Here is a 25,485-nt window from a genome sequence, read left to right on the forward strand (position 1 = left end):
CGGCCGAGGCCGCTCGCTACGGGGTGCGCCCCAGGTGGGTCACGAGGATGCGGATGATGTCGTCGTCGATGACGTACAGGACCCGGTAGTCGCCGACACGCAGACGGCGAAGGTCGGGTGTCCCGTACGGAACCGACCCTGCCGGCCGCGGATCATCGGCCAGCTTGTCGATGGTGTCCAGGAGCAGAGCGAGGCCGCTCGGGTCCTCCTCCAGGAATCGGGCTGCGGAGTTGAGGGCGTGTGGCTCGAAGGTGATCTCGTAGGTCACTGCTGTTCGAGCCCCAGCCGCCTGCGTACCTCCGCCATGGGGATGCCAGGTTCCAGCGTGCCCTCGGCCTTGCGCCGCTGGTAGTCCGCGACCGCCAGGGCGTCTTCCAGATCCTCTATCACCTGCGGTGAGACAAGCAGCGCGGCCACGTGCCCGTGGTCGGTGAGGGCGATGGTCTCGCGGCCGTGAGCGGCACGGCGGACGAGGTCGCCGAGCTGGGAACGGGCCGCGCTGATCGCAATCTCGGTCATGCGCCGATGATGTCACAAGGTGCACCTTGTGACATCATCATGCACCCTTCAATGCGGTCGTTCAGCTCAGACGACCCGCCGCGCCCCCGCCGAAGGCACCGCCACGAAGACGCGCGGGGCCGTGAAGTCGGCTGCCGCGAAGGCCTCCTCGATCGCCTTGGTGACCGCGTCCGCGTCGGTGGCGTCGACGAGGACGATCGCGGAGCCGCCGAAGCCGCCGCCGGTCATGCGGGCGCCGAGGGCGCCGGAGGCGAGGGCGGTGTCGACGACGAGGTCCAGTTCGGGGCAGGAGATACGGAAGTCGTCGCGGAGCGAGGCGTGGCCCTCGACGAGGACGGGGCCGATCGCGCGGGTCTCGCCGGACCGGAGGAGGGAGACCACGCGCTCGACGCGCTGGTCCTCCGTCACCACGTGGCGGACCAGACGGCGGACCTCCTCGTCGTCGCCGATGCGGTCGAGCGCCGCGTCCAGTTCGTCGTACGCGACGTCCCGCAGCGCGTCGACGCCGAGCAGGGCGGCGCCCTTCTCGCAGCCGGCGCGGCGCTTGCCGTACTCGCCCTCGCTGTGGGAGTGCTTGACCTGGGTGTCGACGACGAGGAGCTGCATGCCCTCGGCCGCCAGGTCGAAGGGGATCTGCCGCTGTGAGAGGTCGCGGGTGTCGAGGAACAGGGCGTGGCCGCTCTCGCAGCACGCGGAGGCCGTCTGGTCCATGATCCCGGTCGGGGCGCCGACGTAGACGTTCTCCGCGCGCTGGCACAGCCGGGCCAGCCGCCAGCCCTTGAGGCCGAGGCCGAAGAGGTCGTTGAGGGCCAGGGCCACGACCACTTCCAGGGCCGCCGAGGAGGACAGGCCCGCGCCGGTCGGGACCGTCGACGTCAGGTGGATGTCGGCGCCGGTCACGGCCGTGTGGCCGGCCTCGCGCAGGGCCCAGACCACGCCGGACGGGTACGCCGTCCAGGACCGGTCGGCGCCGGGGACGAGCCCGTCCAGGGTCAGCTCGACGACACCGCCCTCGACGTCGTCGGAGTGCAGCCGCAGCACGCCGTCCGTGCGCCGGGACACCGCCGCGACCGTGGTGTGCGGGAGGGCGAAGGGCATGACGAAGCCGTCGTTGTAGTCGGTGTGCTCGCCGATGAGGTTCACCCGGCCCGGCGCGGCCCACACTCCCTCCGGCTCCGCCCCGTACAGCGCTTCGAACCGCTCGGCGACGACGACAGCCTCGCTCATGCCGTGATCCTGACCTTTCCGTACTTTCCTGATGAACCGGCCGGAACCGGGAACACTGCTTGCTACTTGGCGCGCGCCTGCGCGAACTCCCACGCGTCGGCGACGATCTCCGCGAGGTCCGCGCGGGACGGGTTCCAGCCGAGGCGTTCGCGGGCCGTGGCGGCGGAGGCGACCAGGGTGGCCGGGTCGCCGGCCCGGCGCGGGGCGACGACCTCGGGGATCGGGTGGCCGGTGACCTGCCGGACGGTCTCGATCACCTCGCGCACCGAGAAGCCGTTGCCGTTGCCGAGGTTGCAGATGAGGTGCTCGCCCGCGACCGCCGCGTCCAGCGCCAGGAGGTGGGCGTCGGCGAGGTCGGCGACGTGGATGTAGTCCCGGACGCAGGTGCCGTCCGGGGTCGGGTAGTCGTCGCCGAAGACGGAGATCGCGTCCCGGCCGCCCTGCGCGACCTGGAGGACCAGCGGGATGAGGTGCGACTCGGGGTCGTGGCGCTCACCGCAGGTGCCGTACGCGCCGGCCACGTTGAAGTAGCGCAGCGAGACGGCGCCCAGGCCGTGCGCGGCGGCCTCACCCGTGATCATGTGGTCGACGGCGAGCTTCGACGCGCCGTACGGGTTCGTCGGCTTCGTCGGCGCGGACTCGACGATCGGGGTCGTCTCGGGCTCGCCGTACGTGGCGGCCGTGGAGGAGAAGACCAGCTTGCGGACGCCCGCCTCGCGCATCGCGGCGAGGAGCGCCATGGTGCCGCCGACGTTGTTGTCCCAGTACTTCTCGGGCTTCACGACGGACTCGCCGACCTGGGAGAACGCGGCGAAGTGGAGGACGGCGTCGAAGGAGTCGTCCAGCCACTTGGCGGCGTCGCGGATGTCGCCCTCGATGAAGGACGCGCCCGAGGGCACGCCCTCGCGGAAGCCGGTCGAGAGGTTGTCGAGGACGACGACCTCGTGGCCCGCCTCCAGCAGATGCTGGGCGACCACGCTGCCGACGTACCCCGCGCCACCGGTGACCAGGTACTTGCCGCGGCGCTTCCCGTCCTGCTGCCCGTCCTGCTGCCCGCTCATGAACTCGCTACCTCTCGCAGTCGCTCGGCCGCGCGCTCCGGCGGCACGTCGTTGATGAACACGTTCATGCCGGATTCGGAACCCGCGAGAAACTTCAGCTTGCCGGAGGTGCGGCGGATGGTGAAGAGCTCAAGGTGGAGCGCGAAGTCCTCGCGCTGGACGCCCTCGAACTCCTCCAGTGTGCCGAACGGCGCCTGGTGCCAGGCGGCGATGTACGGCGTCGGAGGCTCACCCTCGCCGAAGATCCGGTCGAAGCGCCTCAAGAGTTCCAGATAAACCTTGGGGAATTCTGAGCGGGCGTCCTCGTCGAGCGCGAGCAGGTCGGGCACCCGGCGCTTCGGGTACAGGTGCACCTCGTACGGCCAGTGCGCCGCGTACGGCACGAAGGCCGCCCAGTGTTCGGTTTCGAGCACGATCCGCTCGTCCGCCAGCTCCCGCTCCAGGACGGCGTCGAAGAGGTTCTCGCCGCCGGTGGCGTCCTTGTGGGCCGCGAGGGAGCGCAGCATCAGCGCCGTACGGGGGGTGGTGAAGGGGTACGCGTAGATCTGCCCGTGCGGGTGCCCCAGGGTCACCCCGATCTCGGCGCCGCGGTTCTCGAAGCAGAACACCTGCTCGACGGAGGGGAGGTGCGACAGCTCCCCCGTGCGGTCGGTCCACGCCTCCAGGACGAGCCGGGCCTGCTCCTCGGTCAGATCGGCGAAGGACGCGTTGTGGTCCGAGGTGAAGCAGACGACCTCGCAGCGGCCGGAGTCGCCGGCCAGTGACGGGAAGCGGTTCTCGAACACGACGGCGTCGTACGAGGAGTCGGGGATCTCGCTGAGCCGGTCGCCCTCGGAGGGGCAGAGCGGACATTCGTTCGCCGGGGGGTGGTAGGTGCGGCCCTGCCGATGCGAGGCGATCGCGACCGAGTCACCGAGCAGCGGGTCCCTGCGTACCTCCGAAGTGGTGACCGTGCGCTCCAGGGGTCGCTTGTCCACCGCGTCGCGCACGGTGTCGTCGCGCAGGTCGTAGTAGATCAGCTCACGACCGTCGGCCAGCCGGGTCGAGGTCTTCTTCACGCCGGACTCCCACCATCCCACCCATCAAACAGAACCAAACACATCAAAGCACAAGTTCCCACGCACGTCACCATCACAAACAAACAAAGATCACCAGAAACAAAGATCGCCAATGCCAACTGAAGTGAGCTGCGCATGGAGAACCTCGCGGGTCCCGTCGGCTTCGCCGATCTCGCGGCCGAGCTACGACTCCCCGTCGACTGGCTCGACTACACGATCCTGGCCCTCTACTTCGTCGTCGTCCTCGGCATCGGATTCGCCGCCCGGCGGTCGGTGAGGACGAGCCTCGACTTCTTCCTCTCCGGGCGCTCGCTGCCGGCCTGGGTGACGGGCCTCGCGTTCATCGCGGCCAACCTGGGCGCCACCGAGATCCTCGGGATGGCGGCGAACAGCGCGCAGTACGGCGTCTACACCACGCACTGGTACTGGATCGGCGCCATCCCGGCGATGGTCTTCCTCGGCCTGGTGATGATGCCGTTCTACTACGGCAGCAAGGTCCGGTCCGTGCCCGAGTTCCTGCTGCTGCGCTTCGACCAGGGCGCGCATCTGCTCAGCTCGATCCTGTTCGCGTGCGCCGCGATCCTGATCGCCGGGGTGAACCTGTACGCCCTCGCCATCGTCGTCGAGGCGCTGCTCGGCTGGCCGCAGTGGGTGTCGATCGTCGTCGCCGGTGTCTTCGTGCTGGCGTACATCACGCTCGGCGGTCTCTCCTCGGCGATCTACAACGAGGTGCTCCAGTTCTTCGTGATCCTGGCGGCCCTCATCCCGATCACCGTGCTGGGCCTGAAGAAGGTGGGCGGCTGGGACGGTCTGTCGGACTCCCTGACCGAGACCCGGGGCGCCGACTTCGTGACCGCCTGGGGCGGCACCGGCATCGGCAGCGACAACCCGCTGGGCGCGAACTGGCTGACGATCGTCCTGGGACTGGGCTTCGTGTTGTCCTTCGGTTACTGGACGACGAACTTCGCGGAGGTGCAGCGCGCGCTGAGCGCGAAGAACCTGTCGGCGGCCCAGCGAACTCCCCTGATCGCCGCGTTCCCGAAGATCTTCATCGTGTTCCTGGTGATGATTCCGGGGCTGGTGGCGGCGGTCCTGGTCCCGAAGATCGGTACGGCGGAGTCGGATCTGCAATACAACGACGCGATCCCGTACCTGATGGAGGACCTGCTCCCGAACGGTGTCCTCGGCATCGCGGTCACCGGCCTGCTGGCGGCGTTCATGGCCGGCATGGCGGCGAACGTGTCGTCCTTCAACACGGTGTTCACGACGGACATCTGGGCGAAGTACGTGAAGCGGCACGAGGAGGACGCGTACTACGTGCGCTTCGGCCGCCTCATCACGGCGGTCGGCGTCCTGGCGTCCATCGGGACCGCCTTCCTCGCCTCCTCCTTCTCCAACATCATGAGCTATCTCCAAACACTCTTCTCCTTCTTCAACGTGCCGATGTTCGTCGTCTTCATCGTCGGCATGTTCTGGCGGCGCGCGTCGATGAAGTCCGGCTTCTGGGGGCTGCTGGCGGGCACGACGACCGCGATGGTCAACTACTTCGTCCTCTACAAGCAGGACATCGTCGACATCCCGTCCGACCAGGGCGCGAACTTCGTCTCGGCGATCGCGGGGTTCGTGGCGGGCGGCGTCGTCATGGTCGCCGTCTCCCTCTTCACGGCCCCGAAGCCGGACGCGGATCTCCAGGGCCTGGTCTACGGCACGCGCTCCCCCGGCATGGACGAGCCGCCCGGGGAGGGCGACGACGCGTGGTACCGGCGGCCGGCGCTGCTCGGCTGGGGCGCGATCGTGCTGGCGGCCGCCTGCTACATCCCGTTCTCGTTCTAGGCACCGAGGAGCACGATGTCCGACCACTCCGGTTCTTCCGGCTACTCCGACCGTGACGTCCAGCGCGAGGTCACCGAACTCCAGGGCAGGTCCGCGACCGCCGCCCAACTCTTCGACATCCGCCGGATCATCGGCGGCCTCTTCGTCGTCTACGGCGTCATCGTCACGCTGGCCGGAATCACTGCCTCCGACGCGGAGATCGACAAGGCGGAGGGGGTCAACATCAACCTGTGGACGGGGTTGGGGATGCTGGGGCTGGGGGTGTTCTTCCTGGGGTGGCTGTGGCTGCGGCCGGTGGTGCCGCCGGTGGATGGGGGGCGGTCGGGGGAGGAGGGGGAGCGAGGCTCCGCATAGCGCGGGGTTCCGCATAGTGGTCATTCTCACTCAAACGGGTCGGGGATCACACGTGGACCGCAACCCGTATGAGCTTCAAGCCCTGCACGCTACTCGGGGACAAAGACGTCGGCGGAGTTATGCGCTGTGGACGCCCGTGTCAACCAGGTAAGAAGCAGTTCCTCCGAGCAGCACGCCTTGAGCCGCGCACGAACCATGAGCGTCACGGGAATTCCACGCGCCTCCATCATGCGCACCACAGCGCGTCGACGCGCCATCAGGTCGCGCTGCCGCCGAGCGGTCTCGTGGACCCAGGCTTCCTTCTGCTCCTCGCTCCACTCAGAGAAGGGAACCTTGCGCAAGCTCTGGTCGGATACGGCAACCCGTTCGACCTCAGACTCCTGGGTCACGGAACAGGTCCTCCGCATGGGTCGCGTGGAACGCCCGCTCCGTCCAGGCCAGGAGCTGCGCTCGGTCCGCGCACGCCGCGACCCGCTCACGGACCGTTTCCGGCAGCGGGATGCCGCGCCACTCAAGAGTCTTGAAGATCATCTCGACCTGAGCCTCGATCCGGCCTTCCTCCCGGCCCTTCTCCCTGCCCTCCTCGCGCGTCTGCTCGGCGAGCGGGTGTCGCCAGAAGTACTGCGTATCCGTCATGAGGTCCCTCCAGATCTGCTGTGCCACGGGGTCCTTCAGGCACGAGTCGACGAACTGCACGAAGACCGCGGCACTCTCCGCGTCGATGGTCCGCAGGGCGGCCACGAGCGATTCCAGTATGGCGGCAGCCTTGCGACCCTTGCCATGTGTCATCGCCGAGAGCACCGCGAGGGGTACGTCCCGCTTGGCCGACCGTTCGTCCGCGATGACCGGCACGTTGTCCGGGCCCAGCACCAGTGGCCGTACCGTGAGCGATGGGCGCCCCCGCACCCCGAGGTGGATGGGCTCCGCCGCCCAGCGCGCCGTTGCTGCGCTCTGGGTGATCACGATGAGCACCGGGTCGCAGTGGTACTTCGTGTAGAGATAACTGAGGTAGTAGGGCCAGCTACGGCGCTTTCCCTCGTCCTTCTTCCCCTGCGACTCGACGACCAGGAGGTACGTCCCCTCGTCGGTCTCCGCCCGTAGCAGCGTGTCCACGCGCCGCTCGACCGGTTCGATCTCCGTGAGGTCGATGTTCATGGCGGCGATCTCGCGCGGCTCAGGGAACGGCACATCCAGCACCTGTTGCAGGGCGTGAGTGAGCAGCGTGGGATCTTTCTGGAAGATGCGATGCAACGCCTCATGCGGCGAGCTGACCATCGGATCTCCTTTCTGTCGGCGTGTTCAACGAGCTAAGCGGCCATCAGTTCGCACCACACGTATTTGCCCCGGTGCCCGAACCTCGCGGACGGCTGCCAGCCCCAGACGTCCGTGCAGGCGCGGACGAGGGCGAGGCCGCGGCCGGTCTCGGTGTCGGGCCTCGTCAAGTGGTGTGGGGGTGCCGGGGGTTCTGGGTCGGCGTCCCAGGCCCCGATCCACAGGGTGTGGGCCGACCAGCGGACACGCAGGGCGGCGGGGCCCTTGGTGTGGAGTACGGCGTTGGCGATCAGCTCCGTGGCGAGGAGCTCGGCGGGGTCGAGGAGGGCGGTCAGGCCGTGCGCGGTGAGGATGAGGCGGAGCGTGCGGCGGGAGACGGTGACGGCTCGGGGGTCGTGGGGGATGTGGAGGACGTACTCCCAGGGTTCGACTGCCGCTTCGGACACGTGTGAACTCCGTTCGGGGGGTGGGGAGTCGGTGGGGGCGGGCGGTGGCATTGCCTCAGCCGTCGTGGCATGGCGGAGAGGTGCGCTTCCGGGGTCCCGACGTCTCGCAGAGTGTGCGGCGCGTCACTGAAAGTAAGGCATGAATTTAGGCCCATGCAACCCACTGTCGTAATCTGGCACCCGAACGTGGCACGGAGACAAGGACGTTGGGGAGTACATGGCGGCGAGGAGTAACCCCTCCGCGAGGCAAGTACGCCTGGGAGTGGAACTACGCAAGCTGCGGGAGGCCGCCGGCCTGAAGGCTCGCGAGGTCGCAGCGTTCCTGAACTCCACCTCGACCCAGATGAGTCAGGTCGAGTCGGGCATCGCGGCCGTCAGCGCGGAGCGCATCCGCCGCCTCGCAGCCCACTACGCCTGCGAGGACGAAGAGTTGATCGACGCGCTCGCGGCGATGGCGGGTGATCGCACACGCGGCTGGTGGAACAAGTACCGGGACGTCCTGCCCCAGGTGAACCTGGACGTGGCGGAGGCGGAGCACCATGCGACGTACCTGCGCGAGGTCGTCATCAACCGCGTCCCCGGACTCCTCCAGACCCCGGACTACGCCCGAGCGGTCTTCGGCTACATGCGCCCGGAGCTGTCCGAGAGCGAGCTTGCACCCCGCGTCGAGTATCGACTGAAGAGGCGTTCGGTCATCGAGGGCCAGGCCCCCACCCCGTACGAGACGACCGTGCACGAGTTCGCCTTGCGCGTCCGAGTGGCCGACCGTCAGACCTCCGCCTCTCAGCTCCGGTGGATTCTGGACCGGATCGAACAAGGCCACGTCAGTGTGCGCGTCATCCCCGTCGACCAGGACGGCTTCGCCGGTGCCGGAGCCTCAATGGTGTACGCGGGTGGTCCGGTGCCGAAGCTGGACACCGTCTTCAGGGACGCCCCCACCGGCGTCGTGTTCATCGATGCGGAACCGCAGCTGCACCGGCTCCGAACACTCCTTCGTAGAGTGGAGTCGGCGGCGCTGGAACCGGTGGCGTCGCGGGACTTCATCCACCGCTTGGCGAAGGAGCTGTGAGGCGACCCATGGACCACACCCCGCGCTGGCAGAAGTCGACGTTCTCCGACGGCGGGGAGGGGGACACGTGCGTCGAACTGACCGTCGCATCTGCCCACTTGATCAGCCTGCGTGAATCCGACACCCCGACTGCCGTCCTCACGACGACCACCGGGCCCATGACGCATCTCCTGCGCGCGATAGCCACCGGCAGATTGACCCAGCGCCGCCCGTGATCACCACCCCGGCTTCGGACGACGGGAGCACAAGGCAACCATGACCGTCCCAGGCCCCTGGCAGAAGTCATCGTTCTCAGGCGGCGGCGAAGGCAACACCTGCCTTGAACTCGTCGCGGCCCCGGACGAGATCCATCTCCGCGAATCCGACACCCCGACCACCCGCCTCCGCACCGCCCCCACCCCCCTCGCCGCTCTCCTCCACCACATAAAGACCCGCGGGTTTCGTACGACAAGCTGAGGTAATCCCCCGGCGACACACGGGGGTTCGCTGGATGGCAGGTCAGGAACGCGCGTTTCTACGGTGGTCCCATGACCACCACCCCCCGCACCGCCCCGACCGCCCTCGTCGCCCTTGCCCTCACGCTTCTTGCCGGTCTCGCACCGGCCCACGCCCGAGCCGGAGCGGACCCCCTGCAACGCGACGCCGACGCCCTGCGGGACAGCGGGGTGACCGGGGTGTCCGTGCGGCTGGACACGCCGCGTCGGACGAAGACCGCCCGCAGTGGTGTGGGGGATCTCCGTACCGGTGCGCCCGTACCACCCGCCGGGTACATCCGGATCGGGAGCACGACGAAGGCCTACGTCGCCACCGTCGTCCTGCAGCTCGTCGGTGAGGGGCGGCTGGCGCTGGAGGACAGTGTGGAGCGGTGGCTTCCGGGGGTGGTGGAGGGGAGCGGGAACGACGGGCGGCGGATCACCGTGCGGCAGTTGCTGCAGCACACCAGTGGGGTGCCCGACTACATCGCCGATGTCGTACCCGAGTTGAGTGCCGCCGGGTACCTGGCGCACCGGTCGACCACCTACACCTCGCGGCAGCGCGTCGCCTTCGCCATGAAGCACCCTCCCGTCTTCGAGCCCGGCGCCCGCTGGGAGTACTCCAACACCAACTACATCCTGGCCGGGATGGTGATCGAGGCGGTCACCGGCAGCGGGTGGGAGGAGGAGGTGCGCAAGCGGATCCTGCGGCCGTTGCGGCTCACGCGGACGTACGCGCCGGGTGACGATCCGACGCTCCCCCGCCCCCACGCCCGTAACTACCAGCAGTTCGAGCCGGGCGACGACGCCCCGATGACCGACACCACCCTCGCCTACCTCCCCTTCGACGGGGACGCCGACGGGTCGATCGTCAGTACGGCCGCCGACACGAACCGCTTCTTCGCCGCACTCCTCGGCGGCCGGCTCCTCGCCCCCGCCCAGCTCGCCGAGATGCGACGCACCGTCGCCGTGCCCGACGCCCCCGACGGCGTACCCGGGTCGCGCTACGGACTCGGGCTGGAGTGGACGCCGTTGACGTGCGGCGGCGGCTACTGGGGCCACAGCGGCAGCAGCTTCGGGGCTCTGACGTGGCCGGGGACGACGCCCGACGGCCGTACCTCCGTCACCGTCGCCGTCCACAGCCGACCCGGCGACGAGAAGACCGCCGTACGACAGATCCGAGGCATCACCGACCTCATCGACCACGCCCTGTGCACCCGCCCCGGCGTCCCCTACGCCTCCGCCCCCGAGTGACCGTGTCGCACCGGCCCCGCCCGGTCCAGCAAGCCCGTGCGGGCCGCCAGTGCCGCCGCCTCCAGGCGGGAGCCCACGCCGAGCTTCATCAGCACGCGCTGGACGTGCGTGCGGGCCGTCGACGGGGCGATGCCCATGCCCGCCGCGATCAGGCGGGTGTCCTCGCCGTCCGCGACCCGGACCAGGACCTCGACCTCGCGCGGGGTCAGCATCTGGAGCAGGCGCTGGCCCTCGTCGTCCGGTTGGGCGGCGGGGTTGAGGAGTTCGCCGAAGGCGCTCTGGAGGAGTTGGGGGGCTACCGCCGCCTCACCCGCCCGCGCCTTCATGATGGCCCGCTCCACGCCCTCGATGCGTTCGTCGTGCCGGACATAGCCCGAGGCTCCCGCGGCGAACGCCGCCGCGATGCCGCGCGGGCTGGGGACCGGTCCGAGGACCAGGACCGCCACCTGCGGGCGTTCGCGCTTGATCTTCACCACCGGGTCGAACATCCCCGGCTCGGCGGGTGTCGCCGTGCCGATCAGGCACACCTCGGGTGCCCTTGTGATCACCAGCTCCGCCGCGCCCGCGGCGGGCGCCGCCGCCGCCAGCACCCGGTGCCCCCGCAGCTTCAACGCCGAGGCCAGCGCCTCGGCCAGCAGTCGGTGGTCGTCGACCACCATCAGCCGCACTCCCATCGAGCCACCCCACCCCCCAGTCCCCCACGGTCCCCCAGATGGTTGCCCACTATGGCCGCCCACCGGACCTCGCGGACAGAAGCCCCCCGACTTCCCGCCGACTCGCCCGCCGACGCCCGCTCTTCATGCCCCCGGAAGCTACACGCTTGTTCGACGTTGCGCTCCCCCTATGGGAGAGAAGTGCCCCGGATTACCGAAATTCCCTCCCATTCGAGCGGGATGAGGGATAAGTGCACGGCCCCGCCCCTGAGCTGGGGCGGGGCCGGAGAAGCAGATCGAGTGAGAGCGAAGGAGGTCGGAGGGGGCGTGTGGGGTTACTTCGCCCCGAAGCCGAGCGCCGTGTACTCCTTCTCGTCGTCCGAGTAGGGCTTGCTGACCAGTTCGGAGCCGATGAACCAGCGTCCGTCGGTGTAGAGCATCTCGCTCATCGTCGGCGTCATCGCGCTGATCGCGCGGAGCACCGACTCCGAGGCCGGGGTCTCCAGCAGCTTGGTCTGCTTCAGCGTCTTGGCGTCGACGGAGACGATCTGGGCGCCCTTGTCGTACGGGCCGTCCTTGAACGCGATGATGTTCGGCCCGTCCATCCGGATCGGGAACAGCTCGTAGTCGTCGCCCGCGTCGACCCGGTCGCCGGTGGACTTACCCGTGGCCAGCGAGAAGGAGACGATCTCGTTGGTGGAGCTGTAGGCGGCGGTGCCGTCGTGGCTCTTGGTCGGCATGTACACCTTGTCGTTGCCGACGTAGATGCCCTTGCAGGCCCAGACCCCGCGGACGGGGCACTCGTAGTCGTACTTGTCGTCCGGGATGGAGATCTTGGCGCGCAGCTTGCCCTTGTCGTCGAGCGAGAAGATGTCGGTCGTGCCGGTCAGCGGGACATCGCTGCCCGTCACCACGCCGAAGACCACAGGGTTCGTGGAGATGATCTTGGCGCGCTGGATGCCGGAGGGCACCTTGTACGTCCACTTGACGCTGCCCGACCTCGGGTCGAGCAGCTGGATCTCGAAGGTCTCGCTGCCGTAGTCGCCGCACTTGCGGACCGCGATCAGCTGGGCGCCGCCCGCGTAGCCCTCGTCGGTGCACTCGCCGGCCTTCGGCGACCACAGCACCTTGCCGGAGTTGACGTCGAACGCGGCGCCGCCGGAGTAGCCGCCGGCCGCGGCGACCGTCGTACCGGAGATGGTGACCTCGCCGAACGGCACCTTGCTGCCGCTGAGGTCGGCGCTCTTGGTCCACACCTCCTTGCCCGTCTCGACGTTGAACGCGGTGACCTCGGAGCAGGGCTGGCGGTCGTCGTTGTTCTTGCGCTTGGCCGACTCCGTCACCACGACGGCGATGCCCTCGGTGGTGATCTCACGGGAGCCCGCGCAGGTCTGACCGGCCAGGTCCAGCGTCCACTTGGACTTCCCGCTGTCCGGGTCGTAGCCGATGATCTTGTTGAGCGCGGCCTTGGCGTACGTGGTCTTCGTCAGCCAGGAGCCCTTGACGCTGTCGATCGTCAGCTTCTCCTTGACCTCGTGCGCCGGCACCTGGAAGAGGAGCTTCGCACTGGTGCTGGAGGGCGCCTTCTCCTGCGCCTGGGTCGGGATCTCCACGCCGCCGCTCGACGAGCCGCCGGACGACGACGAACCGCCCTCGTCGCCCTTGGTGTCGTCCTTGCCGCCGGAGGTGCCCTCCGAACTGGCCGTGTCCTTCTTGCCGTTGTCGTCGTCCCCGCCGGAGGAGGCGTACCAGACACCGCCGCCGACGATCAGCGCGATGGCCGCGACCGCCGCGGTGATGATGATCGCCGTGGAGTTCGGCTTCTTCTTGCCGGGCAGACCGCCGGGCGGGACCTGACCGACCTGAGGCTGCATCGGCATGGTCTGCGGCTGATAGCCGTACGGCTGCTGCCCGTAGGGGCCCGGCTGCTGCGGCTGGCCGTACGGACCGGGCTGCGGCTGGCCGTACGGACCCGGCTGACCGGGCTGGCCCGGGTAGCCGTAGCCGGGCTGCTGCGGCGGGGGCGTCTGCGGGTAGCCGTACCCCGGGCCCGGCGCGGGCGGGCCCTGCGGCGGGGGCGTCGGGGCGCCGAAGCCGCCGGGCGGCGGAGGCGTGGGCGCGCCGAAACCACCCTGCGGCGGCGGGGTGTTCTGCGGCGGCTGCGCGGGCGGCTGTGCCTGGGCCGGGGGCTGGCCCTGGGCCGGGGGCTGGGCGGGCGGCTGGTTCGGGGGCGGGCCCGGCGGCTGGTTCGGCGGGGGCGGCGGCTGCGTCATGACGTGAATACCTCGAAGCGGATCTAGGAGACCTGGGAGGACGGGTGGGGGACGTGCGAAGAGGTCGGCGAAGAGGTCGGCGAAGAGGTCATTTGCCGTACGCCAGCATCAACTTCTCCTTCGCGTCGTCGACACCGTTCAGCAGGGTGGTGGAGATGTAGAAGCGCCCGCCCACGTAGTCGATGGCCTTCGAGTAGAAGGAGCTCTCGATCTCGGCGGCGCTCGCCGGCATCCGGATGAGCACGGTGGCCTTGGGGCTGCCGCCGGTGGTCGGGAAGGACACCACCTGGCCGCCCGCGTCGCGCGAGGGCTCCACGTACGCGAGGAGCTTCCCGCCCTCGATCTTCACCGGGGTGATCTCGGCGTCGGCGGAGGGCGACTTGACACGCCACTTCTCCTTGCCGGTGGAGAGGTTCAGCGCGACGATCTCGTTCGTGCCGTCCTTCTCCTCGGTCGGCAGGTACAGGGTGTTCGCGTCGGCCGCGACACCCGTGCAGCCCTGCATGTCGCGGGTGAGGATCCCGCCGTCGCACTCGGGCGCGAACGTGGCGTCGGATTCGACCTGCGAGCGCGTGGAGCCGTCGGCCTTGAGCGTGGAGATGTTCCAGGTGTTCTCCTCCTCGTTGGTGAGGTAGAGAACGACCGGGTCGACCGAGTACGCGTGCTCGACCTTCCAGCCCTTGGGGATCTTCCGCGTCCACTTGGCCTTGCCGGTCCTCGGGTCCAGCTCCTGGACCTCGTCGTGCTCCTTGTCGGTGGTCACCGCGCAGGAGGAGACCAGGATCAGCCGCGCGCCGCCCGCGAACCCGGCCGGGTAGCAGGACTGGCCGTAACTCTTCTTGTCGAACAGCTTCTTGCCGGTGTTGATGTCGTACGCCGTGCCGGACTGCGAGCGGCCCACCATCAGCGTGTCGCCGGTGACGGACAGCCCGACACTGATGTTGCTGTCGAAGAGTTCGCCCTCCTCGACCTCCACCTGCCAGCCCTTGTCACCGGTGTTGAGGTCGATCTGCTGGAGCTGGTCGCACTCGGCGTTCTTCGAGGTGCTCTTCTGGTACGAGATCACGACCCGGTCGTCGGCGGTCGCCGTCGGCGTGACCGTGCAGATCTTGCCCGGGAACTCGATCGGGTCCCAGGCGGGGTTGCCGTCGGCCACGTCGTACGCGAACAGCTGCTTGTACGCGGGCTTCACCGCGACCTTGTCGGTGACCCACAGGCCGGGGGCGCTCGCGCCGGAACCGGGGGCGTCCGGGGCGCTCTTGTACCAGAGCACCTTCGCCTCGCCGTCCTCGCGGTCCGCGTTGAGGTCGGAGACGTCGAGGTCCTCGCCGCCGTCGCCGCTGCCGTCGCCCTGGTTCACGGGCGTGGAGGGGTCGGGGGTGGGCTTGTCGTCCGCGCTCGGGCTCGCGCTCTCCTTGGCGACCGGCTTCTTCTCGTCGTCACCGCCGAGGCCCGTCGCCGCGAACACCGCGCCGCCGACCACGAGCAGCGCGACCACGGCGGCACCGATCACCAGCGCGGGCCGGCCCTTGAGGGGGTTCTTCGCACCGCCGGTTCCGCCACCGCCACCGACCGGCGGGGTGGGCGCGCCCGCGTACTGCGCCTGCGGATAGCCGTAACCGGCCTGCGACGCGGGGTTGTACGGGCCGGGCTGCGCGTAGGGACCGGGCTGCTGCGGCTGACCGTACGGGCCCGGCTGCTGCGGCTGGCCGTACGGGCCGGGTGGCGGGGTGTACGGACCCGGCTGCGCGGGCGGCTGAGGCTGCTGGGGGTACCCGTAGCCGGGACCCGGAGCGGGCGGGCCCTGCGGCGAAGGTGTCTGCGGGTAGCCGTACGGCTGCGGCGGCGACTGCCCCGGTTGCGGATGTGACGGCGGTGGCGGGTTCTGTGGTGTCCCGTAGCCGCCCTGCGACGGCTGATCGGGTGGCTGAACCATCAGCGCTCTCCCCCTGTTCGCTGTGTGTTCGCTTTTTTCGAGCCACCCGTGATCACGCGTGGTGTCGCTTTTCGGACTGTCTCGGACTGTCTCGGACTGCCGAAACTCTTCTCAGACGGCTCTTTCTATCACTGTGACGTTCCTACGCACGGGGCCGGTCGCTCCCCTGTTCCCAAGGGAGAACCGGCCCGTGATGCCCTCGTTACGCTCCTCCACGCCCCCTTCACGGGACGTGCGCCCTATGCCCGCAGCGGAGTGTTCACGCGTCCTCGGCGAGTTCAAGCCACCGCATCTCCAGCTCCTCCTTCTCCCCGGCCAACGCCCTCAACTCGGCGTCCAACTCACCCACCTTGGAGAAGTCCGTCGCGTTCTCGGCGATCCGCGCGTGCAACTTCGCCTCCTTCTCGGAGACCTTGTCCAACTGCCGCTCGATCTTCTGCAGTTCCTTCTTCGCGGCACGCGAGTCCGCGGCGGAGACGGCCTTCTCCGCCTTCTCCGAGGCGGCCTTCACGGCCACCGGCGAGGCGGCGGCGGCGACTTCCTCCATCTTGTGCCGCCGCTCGATGTACTCGTCGATCCCGCGCGGCAGCATCCGCAGCGCCGCGTCCCCGAGCAGCGCGAACACCTTGTCGGTCGTGCGCTCGACGAAGAACCGGTCGTGGGAGATCACGACCATCGACCCGGGCCACCCGTCGAGCAGGTCCTCCAGCTGGGTGAGGGTCTCGATGTCGAGGTCGTTGGTCGGCTCGTCGAGGAAGAGGACGTTGGGCTCGTCCATCAGCAGCCGCAGCAGCTGGAGCCGCCGCCGCTCACCACCGCTGAGGTCGCTCACCGGCGTCCACTGCTTCTCCTTGTTGAAGCCGAAGGTCTCGCAGAGCTGCCCCGCCGTCAGCTCGCGCCCCTTGCCGAGGTCGACGCGGTCGCGGATCTGCTGCACGGCCTGGAGGACCCGCAGGTTCGGGTCGAGTTCGGCGACCTCCTGGGAGAGGTAGGCGAGCTTGACGGTCTTGCCGGTGACGACCCGCCCGGCGGCCGGCTGCTTCTCCCCCTCGCTGCGCGCGGCGTCCGCCATGGCCCGCAGCAGGGAGGTCTTGCCCGCGCCGTTGACACCGACGAGGCCGACGCGGTCGCCCGGCCCGAGCTGCCAGGTCAGATGCTTCAGCAGCACCTTCGGCCCGGCCTGCACGGTGACGTTCTCCAGGTCGAACACGGTCTTGCCGAGCCGGGACGAGGCGAACTTCATCAGCTCGCTCGTGTCACGCGGCGGCGGTACGTCCGCGATCAGCTCGTTGGCCGCCTCGACGCGGAAGCGCGGCTTCGACGTACGGGCGGGGGCGCCGCGCCGCAGCCAGGCCAGCTCCTTGCGGACCAGGTTCTGCCGCTTGGTCTCCTCGGTGGCGGCGATCCGCTCCCGCTCGGCGCGGGCGAAGACGTAGTCGGAGTAGCCGCCCTCGTACTCGAAGACCGAGCCCTTCTGCACGTCCCACATCCGGGTGCAGACCTGGTCCAGGAACCACCGGTCGTGGGTGACGCAGACGAGCGCGGAGCGGCGCTCGCGCAGATGGTTCGCGAGCCAGGAGATGCCTTCCACGTCCAGGTGGTTGGTGGGCTCGTCGAGGACGATCAGGTCCTGCTCCTCGATGAGCAGCTTGGCGAGCGCGATGCGCCGGCGCTCGCCGCCGGAGAGGGGGCCGATGACGGTGTCGAGGCCCTGCGGGAAGCCGGGCAGGTCGAGCCCGCCGAACAGCCCCGTCAGTACGTCCCTGATCTTGGCGTTGCCCGCCCACTCGTGGTCCGCCATGTCCCGGATGACCTCGTGCCGGACGGTGGCGGTCGGGTCGAGGGAGTCGTGCTGGGTGAGCACTCCGGCGTGCAGTCCGCCGGAGTGGGTGACCCGGCCGGAGTCGGCCTCCTCCAGCTTGGCGAGCATCCGGATCAGGGTGGTCTTGCCGTCCCCGTTCCGCCCCACGACGCCGATCCGGTCCCCTTCGGAGACGCCGAGCGAGACCCCGTCGAGCAGGGCGCGGGTGCCGTACACCTTGCTGACGTTCTCGACATTGACCAGGTTGACGGCCATTACTCTCCTGCCACGGGGACGATCGACCCTCCAGGGTAGTCGGCGGGGCGGGAGGGCGTGACGGGCCCTAACCCCGGTGGGCGGTGGCCGCGCGCAGGTGGCGGCCTCGTCGGGTGAGGCCCCAGGGCTTGAGTACCGAGATCACCGTCATGAAGACGTACGCGGACAGTGAGACGAGCGGTCCGAAGAGGACGTCTCCCGCGTCCGGCAGCGGGCCGCCCGCCGCGACGGCGGTGACGGCCGTGTTCACGCCGGGGCGCAGGGCGAGGACGGTGGCGGTGAGGGTGGCCAGGGTCAGCCAGAACTTCGTCCAGACCCAGCGGTGGCGGGCCAGCCCCCACTTCGTGCCCAGCGACAGTGCCAGCCCGCTGGCGAAGGTCATGACACCGACCGGGATCAGCAGCCAGTCCGCGAACAGCTCCATGGCCCGGACGGACGCCTCCACGGTGACCGCCGCCCCGGTGGTGCCCGCGGTGACCCCGAGCGCCAGCAGCCCGAGCGTGAGCCCGAGCCAGGCGGCGGAGACGGCGACATGGACGACGAGGAGGGCCCGGCGTACGGGACGGCTTGTCTTCATACGCCCACCGTGCCGGGCGGGGGCACCGGGGTCGTCTGCCGGCGGGAGTATCCGGGGGTACGGGGGTGGGAGTACGGGGTGGGAGTACGGGGTGGGAGTACGGGGTGGGAGTACGGGGTGGTGGTCGGGTGCGGGTGCGTGGGGCTTCTCGCGCAGTTCCCCGCGCCCCTGAAAAAGCAGGGCCGCGCCCCTGCTTTTTCGGCCGAAGAGCACGGGGCGCAGCCCCTGCTCCTCAGGGGCGCGGGCAGCGGCGACACCGGCTCGGCGTTCGAGTCGACCACCGATGTCTCGATTCCCGACGCCGGGTCCGCCGTCTACTCGCCCGTCACCGTCAGCGGTCTCACCGGCAGCGCCCCCAGCGACCTGTCCGTGTACGTCAACATCGTCCACACCTACCGCGGTGACCTGGTCATCGACCTCGTCGCCCCGGACGGCTCGACCCACCGCCTGAAGAGCAGCGGCTCCTCCGACTCCACGGACAACGTCGACGCCACCTACACGGTCGACGCGTCCAGCGAGACCACGGTCAACGGCACCTGGCAGCTGAAGGTCCAGGACGTCTACAGCGCCGACACCGGCTGCATCAACAGCTGGAAGCCGACCTTCTAGGCCGACCGTAGCGACGCGGGAACGAAAACGCCGTGCGCCCCGGGGACACCATCACCCGAGGCGCACGGCGGTTCCGCGAGATGCCTAGGGCCGGCGCCGCTGCTGGATCAGTGCCGAGGCCGGGGCCAGGGAGCGGGCGTCGTCGGTCGGTTCCTGGTGGACGGGCATGTCGTCACGGATCAGGTGCTCGGGGATGAAGACGGCCGCGGCGACGCCCCCGTCGGTCGAGTGGCGCAGCTCGACGCGCAGACCCTGGCGGTCGGCGAGGCGGTTGACCACGACCAGGCCGATCTGCTTGGCGTCGAGCAGGTCGACCCGCTCCGACTGGATCTTGCGGTTGGCGTCGGCCATCGCCTCGTCGTTCATGCCGAAGCCGCTGTCATCGATCTCGATGAGGACGCCGTCGCGCAGCCGGGCGGCGCGCAACTGCACCTTGGTGGAGGGCGGGGAGAACGCGGCGGCGTTCTCGACGAGTTCGGCCAGCAGATGGATGACGTCGGCGACGGAACCGCCGTTCAGCGACACCTTCGGCGAGGCCCAGATCTGCACCCGGGTCGCGTCCTCGATCTCGGCGACGGCGGCCCGCAGCACGTCCGACAGCGCGATCGGGTCCCGCCAGCCACGGCCGGGGGCGATCCCGGAGAGGATCAGCAGCGACTCGGAGTGGCGCCGCATCCGGGTGGCCAGATAGTCGACGCGGTAGAGGTCGTACAGCTCGGTGTGGTTGTACTGTTCCCGCTGCCGCTGCTCCATCACGCTGAGCAGATCGAGCTGCCGGTGCAGCAGCACCTGACTGCGGCGGGCGAGGCTGACGTACACCCCGGAGATCCCGCTGAGGAGTTCGGCGCGCTCGGAGGCCGCCTTCAGCGCGGCCCGCTGCACGGCCGTCAACGCGGTGCCCACCTGGGCGAGTTCGTCACCGGCGAGGCGCCGCATCGGGGCCTCGGCGTCGATGTCCACGCCCTGCCCGGCGTGCAGCTTGCGCATGGCCTGGGGCAGCCGGCGCCCGGCGACCTCCAGGGCGGAGTTGCGCAGATCGAGGAGTTCGACGATGAGGCCGCGCCCGACGCCCACGGAGACGAGGAGCGACAGGAGTACGCCGACCAGGCCGAGGACGACGGCGACACCGGACGCGCCGAGCGTGTCCCAGCCGAAGACGTCCGCCTTGGCCGCCGCGCCCGTGCCCGCGTCCTCCTCCGCCTCGGCCAGCCCCTTCAGCACGGCCTGCGACGAGGCGTCCCAGTCCTTCAGCACGGCCGCCGACACCGGCCCCGCTCCCACGTCGGTCACCCCGTCCTCGACCTTGCCGAGGGTGGTGTAAATGTCGCTGTCCAGCAGCACGTTGTACGCGGGCTGGTGCTCGGCCCGGAGGTCCGCGATCGCGGGCCTCAGCAGCTCGCGCTGGGTGGCGACGGCGCCGACGAACAGCGCGTACTGCTCCTTGGTCAGCGTCCCGGACGCGGTGGCGGCGGCCAGCAGCGCCTGCTCGCGGGCCACGGCGTCCCGGACCCGGGAGAGTTCGAGGACGACCCGCGCCTCGGAGGTCGCGTCGGTGCCCTTCTCGCTGGTCAGCGCACCGGTCACGGCGAAGGCGTGATCGATGACCGCCGAGTACTTGGTGTACGCCGTCGAGACCGCGTTCCGCGTGCCCGCCCCGGTGGTGTCCGCGCGCAGGGCGGCGAGATCGCTGAAGTCGCCTTCGAGGGTCTCCAGTCGGCCGGGCAGACCCGTGTCGATGAGGCCCGCGTCCGAACTGGACGAGTTGAGGCCCGTGCGGAGCGCGGTCACCGCCTTGTCGGTGGCCTGCTGATCGGCCCTCAGCTCGTCGAACCCCGTGTCGCTGCGCCTGGCGGCGTACCGCATCGCGGCCGTCCGCTCGTTCTGCAGCACGGTCACGAACTCGGCGACCGGCGCCAGCAGTTCACTGTTGACATCCTTGGCCCGCTCGGTGTCGCCGATCGCGGCCACGGTCGTCACGGCGGCATAGCTCCACAACGCCATCAGCGACACGATGGGCAGCATCAGCAGCGCGACGATCTTCGCCCGCACGGACCGAGGACGCAACAGCCGGGAGCTTGCACGGAAGATTCTCATTGGGGACCTCGCTGAGAAAGGGCGGATCGAGCGCCCCAAAGGGGCGCGGGGAACTGCGCGACCAGCCCCCACCGGGCCCGCAGACAATCACTGAACGTCGAACGGAAGGCTTACGCCGTCGACAACTCGACCTCACGCAGCAGCTCATCGGCGAAAGAGGACTCCGCCCGCTTCCCCGTCGGCGACAACGCCACATACGCCGAGGTCAGGAAGAGGAACGAGCCCAGCATCACGGCGAGCGGGAACAGGAACTCCGTCGCGGTCGCCCCCGCCAACCGCGCCGTGCTGGGCGCGAGATCGATGCTCACGGCGTACATCGCGGTGTAGTGCATGCTGCTCACCGCGAGCCCCATGACGAGTGCGGCGAGCGCGGCGAGCACTCCCCCGCGCACGACCAGCGTCAGCGTCAACGCGGCGGTGGCGGCGACGACCGCGATCACCACGGAGGCGATGACCAGGGACGGGTCGTAGTCGATCCGGCCGTGGAGATTGAGCGCGGCCATGCCGGTGTAGTGCATCGCGGCCACGCCGAGCCCGGTGCCGAGGCCGCCGAAGGCCACCGCGCGGACCCGGGAGCGGCCGTAACCGGCGGTGAAGACACCGGCGCTGACCACGGCGATCGCCATGACCAGGCTGAGGACGGTCATCGGGACGTCGTAGCGGATCGGCGTCCCCTCCACCCCGAAGCCCATCATCGCGACGAAGTGCATGGTCCAGATGCCCGAGCCGATCGCGAACGAGGCCAGCGTCAGCCAGTTCCGCTTCGAGGCGCCGTCCGCCTCAAGTGCCCTGACGGTGCAGCGCAGTCCGAGCGCGGAGCCGACGCAGGCCATGACGTAGGAGAGGACGGGGGTGACCCATCCGGCGCTGAAGTGGTCCATGTGTCCCATGAGGAACCCCTCTCGCCCGCCGCGGGGACGACACCACGCGCACGGGAAGTACCGCCGGTAACGAGGCACCGGGGATCGAGATCATGCCACCCGAAAACGACGGGCAGATCACCCTAAAGGGGCCCAGAGGGGATTTTGCCGAACATTAAAATACTGTGGCGTGGATTACAAACTGAGGGGTACGTCAGACCATTGCCTGACCTGCACATTTCCTCCACCGGTCCGCCTCGGTCAGGCACTTGACCGTTCACCACGACCAATGAGTTCCACCAGCGCCCACCCGGCCAGGGTCATCGCCACCGCCACCGGAGCGGTCACCTGGACGGCGATCAGCAGGGCCGAACGCCCTTCGAAGAGTCCACCGAACCCGACCATGGACAGCCCGAGCACACCGAAGAGGCACAGGGTCGCCCCAAGTGCGGCTGCGGGCCCGGAAAACGCGCCCGACCTGCGCGAACTCCCCGCCCGCGTACGGGCCGACCGCCCGCCGGGCCGTGCGGCGGACCGCGCCGCGGGCCGTTCGAAGCTCCGGAACACGGCGACGAGCCCGGCCGTCAGCACGGCCGCGGCCCCTATCCGCAGCGGCAGTTGGAGCCACCAGTCGCCCGACGCGGGCGCGGGCAGGTCGACTTCGAGGGCGAGCAGCACACCGTAGACGCCGAGCATGGCCGAAAGGTGCCACAGGAACGCGGTCATCGAGACTCCGTTGGCCGCCACGACCGTCCGCCACACCTTCGGCCGCTCCAGCCATCGCGCGACCGGCCCCCGCAGCCACTCCACCGCGCCGACCAGCCACAGCCCGTGGCACAGCAGCGCGAAGGTCGGCGGCGCCATGTTCGACACCTTCTCGCCCGGCATCCCGACCATCGACAGCGGATACGGCCCGTACGCCACCAGCAGCGCGGCCCCCGCGAGCCCGGCCCCGGCGAGGAGGTACGGCCGGGTCAGCCGCCCGTCGGCGCGCAGGAACCCGAGTTGATGGATCGCGAGCCATACGAAGGCGAAGTCGAGGAACTCGACGAACGGCACGTCGAGCGCGAAGCGCAGCACGTCCACGAGCGCGGCGGCGGCCACGAGCCCCCCGAACGCGCCCCACCCGTATCGCTCGTGCAGCTTCAGCAGCGGCGGGGTGAAGGCGACCATCGCCAGGTAGACGCCGATGAACCAGAGCGGTTGGGCGACGAGTCGCAGCGCCACGTCGAGCAGTCCGCCGCCCCGGCCCGTGAGATGGAGGAGGACGGCGGCGGCGCCCCACACCCCTATGAACACCATGGTCGGCCGGAGCAGCCGCTGGAGGCGGACGCGCAGGAAGGCGGGGTAGACCGAACCCCCGTCCGGGGACTTGCGGCTGAGCGAGCGGTAGGCGAGGGCGTGCGAGAAGCCGCCGACGAAGAAGAACACCGGCATGATCTGCAGGGCCCAGGTGAGGATCTGGAGCCGCGGCTCGACGGCGAGGAGGTTCCCCACCTCGACCCCGCCACCACTGGCGCCGTCGCCGCCGGTGGTCACGGCCGCCATCAGCCAGTGCCCGAGCACGACCGTGCCGAGAGAGGCGACGCGGAGGAGGTCGACATACCGGTCACGGGTGGACGGGGTGGCGGCGGCGAGTTCGCGCGCGCCGACACCGGTCCTCGCGCTGGCTGTTGCGGTCATGGGAGTACGGTCGCGCGGGCGCCGGGGCGGGCGGCAGCGCTCCCGTACTCAGCTCATGTCTGAGTACCTACGGTCGGACCGCCGGAAGCACGGTCGCCCCCGGCGCGGGCGAGGCGGCCACCCGCGCGGCCTCGCAGGTGCCGGACGCGAGGAGGCGCTCGGCGACGGTACGGGCCGAGTCGGCGTCCCGGGTGAGGAAGGCCGTGGTCGGGCCCGAGCCGGAGACGAGCGCGGCGAGCGCGCCGGCGGCACGGCCCACGGCGAGCGTGTCGGCCAGCCTCGGGAACAGGGAAAGGGCGGCGGGCTGAAGGCCGTTGGAGCCAGGCAGGAAGGCCGCGAGCGCGTCGACGTCACCCTTGGCGAGCGCGTCCAGCAACACCTGGGAGGCGACGGGTTCGGGGACGACGTCGTGCGCGTGCAGCCGGTCGAACTCGCGGTAGACGGCAGGGGTGGAGAGCCCGCCGTCGGCGACGGCGAACACCCAGTGGAAGGTCCCGCCGACGTCGAGGGGCTGGAGCCGCTCGCCGCGCCCGGTCCCGAGAGCGGCCCCGCCCACCAGGCCGAACGGCACATCGCTGCCCAACTCGGCGCAGATGTCGAGGAGTTCGGCGCGCGAGGCGTTCGTCCCCCACAGCGTGTCGCAGGCCAGGAGCGCACCGGCCGCGTCCGCGCTGCCGCCGGCCATACCGCCCGCGACGGGGATGTCCTTGGCGATGTGGAGGTGGACGGCCGCCTCGACGCCATGGCGTGCGGCCAGCGCGAGCGCGGCGCGGGCGGCGAGGTTCGTGGCGTCCAGCGGGACCTGGTCGGCGCCGGGGCCCTCGCAGGTGACGGTCAGTTCGTCGGCGGGGGTGGCGGTGACCTCGTCGTACAGCCCGACGGCGAGGAAGACGTTGGCCAGGTCGTGGAAGCCGTCGGGCCGGGCACCGCCGACCGCGAGCTGGACGTTGACCTTGGCGGGGACGCGAACGGTGACGCTCACGGCTGACGGGACTCCTCGTGGTCGGTGCTGCTGTCGGTGCTGCTGTCGGTCCCGGTGTCGGCGGCGGGGTCGGTGACGCGGTTCTCGGCGATGGCGGCGAACTCCTCGACCGTCAGGGACTCGCCGCGGGCCTGCGGGGAGACCCCGGCGGCGACGAGCGCGGCCTCGGCGGCGGCGGCCGAACCGGCCCACCCGGCGAGCGCGGCGCGCAGCGTCTTGCGGCGCTGGGCGAAGGCCGCGTCGACGACCGCGAACACCTCCCGCCGGTCGGCGGTGGTCTTGAGCGGCTCGGCCCGGCGGACCAGCGAGACAAGGCCGCTGTCGACGTTCGGCGCCGGCCAGAAGACGTTCCGCCCGATCGCGCCGGCCCGCTTGACCCGCGCGTACCAGTTCGCCTTCACCGACGGCACCCCGTACACCTTCGAGCCCGGCCCGGCGGCGAGCCGGTCGGCGACCTCCGCCTGGACCATCACGAGGGTGCGCTCGATGGAGGGGAAGGTCTCCAGCATGTGCAGCAGGACGGGGACGGCGACGTTGTACGGGAGGTTCGCGACGAGCGCCGTGGGCGGAGGGCCGGGAAGCTCGGTCACCTGCATCGCGTCCGAGTGCACGAGGGCGAAACGGGCGGCGCGGGCGGGCATCCGGGCGGTGATCGTCGCGGGCAGCGCGGCGGCGAGGACGTCGTCGATCTCGACGGCGGTGACCCGGTCCGCGACCTCCAGCAGGGCCAGGGTGAGCGAGCCGAGACCCGGGCCCACCTCGACGACCGTGTCCTCCGGGCGCACGTCGGCGGTCCGCACGATCCGGCGGACCGTGTTCGCGTCGATCACGAAGTTCTGGCCACGCTGCTTGGTGGGGCGCACGCCGAGCGCTGCCGCGAGTTCGCGGACGTCGGCGGGGCCCAGGAGGGCGTCGGGGGAGGGGCTGGTCACGGCACAAGGGTACGGGTTGGGGCCGGGGCGCCTGACAGCTCGGGGGTGCGGGTGCGTGGGCGAGCGCGGCCCGGTGGGGCTTCTCGCGCAGTTCCCCGCGCCCCTGAAAAGCAGGGGCTGCGCCCCCTGCTTTTCAGGCCCGCGGGGCCGTGGTCTTTCAGGCCCGCAGGGCCGTGGTCTTTCAGGGGCGCGGGGCCATGGTCTTTCAGGGGCGCGGGGAACTGCGCGAGAAGCCCCACGCAC

General features: G+C 70.1%; 24 protein-coding genes and 1 pseudogene. 7 read left to right on the forward strand and 18 right to left on the reverse strand.

Going from position 1 to position 25,485, the window contains the following annotated elements:
• Nucleotides 1–16: 16 nt before the first annotated feature.
• The 5 genes from F9278_RS19205 to galT all read right to left on the reverse strand — a co-directional run bounded on the left by F9278_RS19205 (nt 17) and on the right by galT (nt 3,865).
• Nucleotides 17–268, reverse strand: a complete 252-nt coding sequence (locus F9278_RS19205) for a type II toxin-antitoxin system RelE family toxin (RefSeq protein ID WP_152169458.1) — start codon at nt 266–268, stop codon at nt 17–19.
• Entirely contained in the window at nt 265–519 is a 255-nt protein-coding gene (locus tag F9278_RS19210) for a type II toxin-antitoxin system Phd/YefM family antitoxin (protein WP_152169459.1), read from the reverse strand. The genes F9278_RS19205 and F9278_RS19210 overlap by 4 nt, the downstream gene beginning before the upstream one ends.
• A 66-nt stretch (nt 520–585) precedes the next feature.
• A complete protein-coding gene (galK, locus tag F9278_RS19215; protein WP_152169460.1) occupies nt 586–1,746 on the reverse strand; it encodes a galactokinase in 1,161 nt (386 codons plus the stop codon).
• A gap of 62 nt (nt 1,747–1,808) precedes the next feature.
• The gene (galE, locus tag F9278_RS19220; protein WP_152169461.1) at nt 1,809–2,807 is read right to left on the reverse strand and encodes a UDP-glucose 4-epimerase GalE; all 999 of its coding nucleotides are present in this window, start codon (nt 2,805–2,807) and stop codon (nt 1,809–1,811) included.
• Nucleotides 2,804–3,865, reverse strand: coding sequence for a galactose-1-phosphate uridylyltransferase (gene galT, locus F9278_RS19225; RefSeq protein ID WP_152169462.1), 1,062 nt, complete (start codon nt 3,863–3,865; stop codon nt 2,804–2,806). The genes galE and galT overlap by 4 nt, the downstream gene beginning before the upstream one ends.
• A 135-nt stretch (nt 3,866–4,000) precedes the next feature.
• Between galT and F9278_RS19230 the strand changes: the two genes are divergently transcribed.
• Nucleotides 4,001–5,698, forward strand: a complete 1,698-nt coding sequence (locus F9278_RS19230; protein WP_152169463.1) for a sodium:solute symporter family protein — start codon at nt 4,001–4,003, stop codon at nt 5,696–5,698.
• A gap of 15 nt (nt 5,699–5,713) precedes the next feature.
• Nucleotides 5,714–6,052, forward strand: a complete 339-nt coding sequence (locus F9278_RS19235) for a hypothetical protein (protein ID WP_152169464.1) — start codon at nt 5,714–5,716, stop codon at nt 6,050–6,052.
• An 89-nt stretch (nt 6,053–6,141) separates the two neighbouring features.
• On the opposite strand, the gene F9278_RS19240 is transcribed toward F9278_RS19235, so the two are convergent.
• From F9278_RS19240 to F9278_RS19250, 3 genes are read right to left on the reverse strand one after another with little or no spacing between them, the layout of a single operon-like run.
• On the reverse strand, nt 6,142–6,441 hold the full coding sequence (locus F9278_RS19240) for a hypothetical protein (RefSeq protein WP_152169465.1): 300 nt from the start codon (nt 6,439–6,441) through the stop codon (nt 6,142–6,144).
• Nucleotides 6,425–7,327: a hypothetical protein gene (locus F9278_RS19245; protein ID WP_152169466.1), complete on the reverse strand. Its 903-nt coding sequence runs from the start codon at nt 7,325–7,327 to the stop codon at nt 6,425–6,427. The genes F9278_RS19240 and F9278_RS19245 overlap by 17 nt, the downstream gene beginning before the upstream one ends.
• A 32-nt stretch (nt 7,328–7,359) precedes the next feature.
• Complete coding sequence (locus F9278_RS19250; RefSeq protein ID WP_404818920.1) at nt 7,360–7,821, reverse strand: ATP-binding protein; 462 nt, start codon at nt 7,819–7,821, stop codon at nt 7,360–7,362.
• A gap of 166 nt (nt 7,822–7,987) precedes the next feature.
• On the opposite strand from F9278_RS19250, the gene F9278_RS19255 reads away from it, so the two are divergent.
• From F9278_RS19255 to F9278_RS19270, 4 genes are all read left to right on the forward strand, one after another.
• On the forward strand, nt 7,988–8,839 hold the full coding sequence (locus tag F9278_RS19255) for a helix-turn-helix domain-containing protein (protein ID WP_152169468.1): 852 nt from the start codon (nt 7,988–7,990) through the stop codon (nt 8,837–8,839).
• Between the two features lie 8 nt (nt 8,840–8,847).
• Nucleotides 8,848–9,054, forward strand: coding sequence for a DUF397 domain-containing protein (locus F9278_RS19260; protein ID WP_152169469.1), 207 nt, complete (start codon nt 8,848–8,850; stop codon nt 9,052–9,054).
• 40 nt (nt 9,055–9,094) lie between these two features.
• Entirely contained in the window at nt 9,095–9,295 is a 201-nt protein-coding gene (locus tag F9278_RS19265; RefSeq protein ID WP_152169470.1) for a DUF397 domain-containing protein, read from the forward strand.
• A gap of 71 nt (nt 9,296–9,366) precedes the next feature.
• Nucleotides 9,367–10,566 carry a serine hydrolase domain-containing protein gene (locus tag F9278_RS19270; protein WP_152169471.1) on the forward strand — a complete coding sequence of 400 codons (1,200 nt, stop codon included), beginning with the start codon at nt 9,367–9,369 and terminating at the stop codon, nt 10,564–10,566.
• Here the strand turns inward: F9278_RS19270 and F9278_RS19275 are convergent.
• The 5 genes from F9278_RS19275 to F9278_RS19295 all read right to left on the reverse strand — a co-directional run bounded on the left by F9278_RS19275 (nt 10,545) and on the right by F9278_RS19295 (nt 18,082).
• The gene (locus tag F9278_RS19275; RefSeq protein WP_152169472.1) at nt 10,545–11,240 is read right to left on the reverse strand and encodes a helix-turn-helix transcriptional regulator; all 696 of its coding nucleotides are present in this window, start codon (nt 11,238–11,240) and stop codon (nt 10,545–10,547) included. The two genes, F9278_RS19270 and F9278_RS19275, sit on opposite strands and share 22 nt — an antisense overlap.
• A gap of 314 nt (nt 11,241–11,554) precedes the next feature.
• Complete coding sequence (locus F9278_RS19280) at nt 11,555–13,492, reverse strand: outer membrane protein assembly factor BamB family protein (protein WP_152169473.1); 1,938 nt, start codon at nt 13,490–13,492, stop codon at nt 11,555–11,557.
• An 88-nt stretch (nt 13,493–13,580) separates the two neighbouring features.
• On the reverse strand, nt 13,581–15,428 hold the full coding sequence (locus F9278_RS19285; RefSeq protein ID WP_152169474.1) for an outer membrane protein assembly factor BamB family protein: 1,848 nt from the start codon (nt 15,426–15,428) through the stop codon (nt 13,581–13,583).
• A gap of 259 nt (nt 15,429–15,687) precedes the next feature.
• A complete protein-coding gene (locus F9278_RS19290) occupies nt 15,688–17,505 on the reverse strand; it encodes an ABC-F family ATP-binding cassette domain-containing protein (RefSeq protein WP_152169475.1) in 1,818 nt (605 codons plus the stop codon).
• A gap of 67 nt (nt 17,506–17,572) precedes the next feature.
• Nucleotides 17,573–18,082, reverse strand: coding sequence for a DUF2269 domain-containing protein (locus F9278_RS19295; protein WP_152169476.1), 510 nt, complete (start codon nt 18,080–18,082; stop codon nt 17,573–17,575).
• Nucleotides 18,083–18,340: 258 nt separating this feature from the next.
• Between F9278_RS19295 and F9278_RS19300 the strand changes: the two are divergent.
• Nucleotides 18,341–18,691, forward strand: a pseudogene (locus F9278_RS19300) (proprotein convertase P-domain-containing protein); the annotation flags it as partial.
• Nucleotides 18,692–18,775: 84 nt separating this feature from the next.
• Here the strand turns inward: F9278_RS19300 and F9278_RS19305 are convergent.
• The 5 genes from F9278_RS19305 to rsmA form a co-directional block, all read right to left on the reverse strand.
• Nucleotides 18,776–20,740 carry a sensor histidine kinase gene (locus F9278_RS19305; protein ID WP_226966812.1) on the reverse strand — a complete coding sequence of 655 codons (1,965 nt, stop codon included), beginning with the start codon at nt 20,738–20,740 and terminating at the stop codon, nt 18,776–18,778.
• Nucleotides 20,741–20,895: 155 nt separating this feature from the next.
• Complete coding sequence (locus tag F9278_RS19310) at nt 20,896–21,675, reverse strand: MHYT domain-containing protein (RefSeq protein ID WP_152169478.1); 780 nt, start codon at nt 21,673–21,675, stop codon at nt 20,896–20,898.
• A 231-nt stretch (nt 21,676–21,906) separates the two neighbouring features.
• Entirely contained in the window at nt 21,907–23,328 is a 1,422-nt protein-coding gene (locus F9278_RS19315) for an acyltransferase family protein (RefSeq protein WP_152169479.1), read from the reverse strand.
• 67 nt (nt 23,329–23,395) lie between these two features.
• A complete protein-coding gene (locus tag F9278_RS19320) occupies nt 23,396–24,310 on the reverse strand; it encodes a 4-(cytidine 5'-diphospho)-2-C-methyl-D-erythritol kinase (RefSeq protein WP_152169480.1) in 915 nt (304 codons plus the stop codon).
• Nucleotides 24,307–25,242 carry a 16S rRNA (adenine(1518)-N(6)/adenine(1519)-N(6))-dimethyltransferase RsmA gene (gene rsmA / locus F9278_RS19325; RefSeq protein WP_152169481.1) on the reverse strand — a complete coding sequence of 312 codons (936 nt, stop codon included), beginning with the start codon at nt 25,240–25,242 and terminating at the stop codon, nt 24,307–24,309. The genes F9278_RS19320 and rsmA overlap by 4 nt, the downstream gene beginning before the upstream one ends.
• Nucleotides 25,243–25,485: the final 243 nt, after the last annotated feature.

Origin of the sequence: Streptomyces phaeolivaceus (assembly GCF_009184865.1) — a bacterium.
GTDB classification, from domain to species: Bacteria; Actinomycetota; Actinomycetes; order Streptomycetales; family Streptomycetaceae; genus Streptomyces; species Streptomyces phaeolivaceus.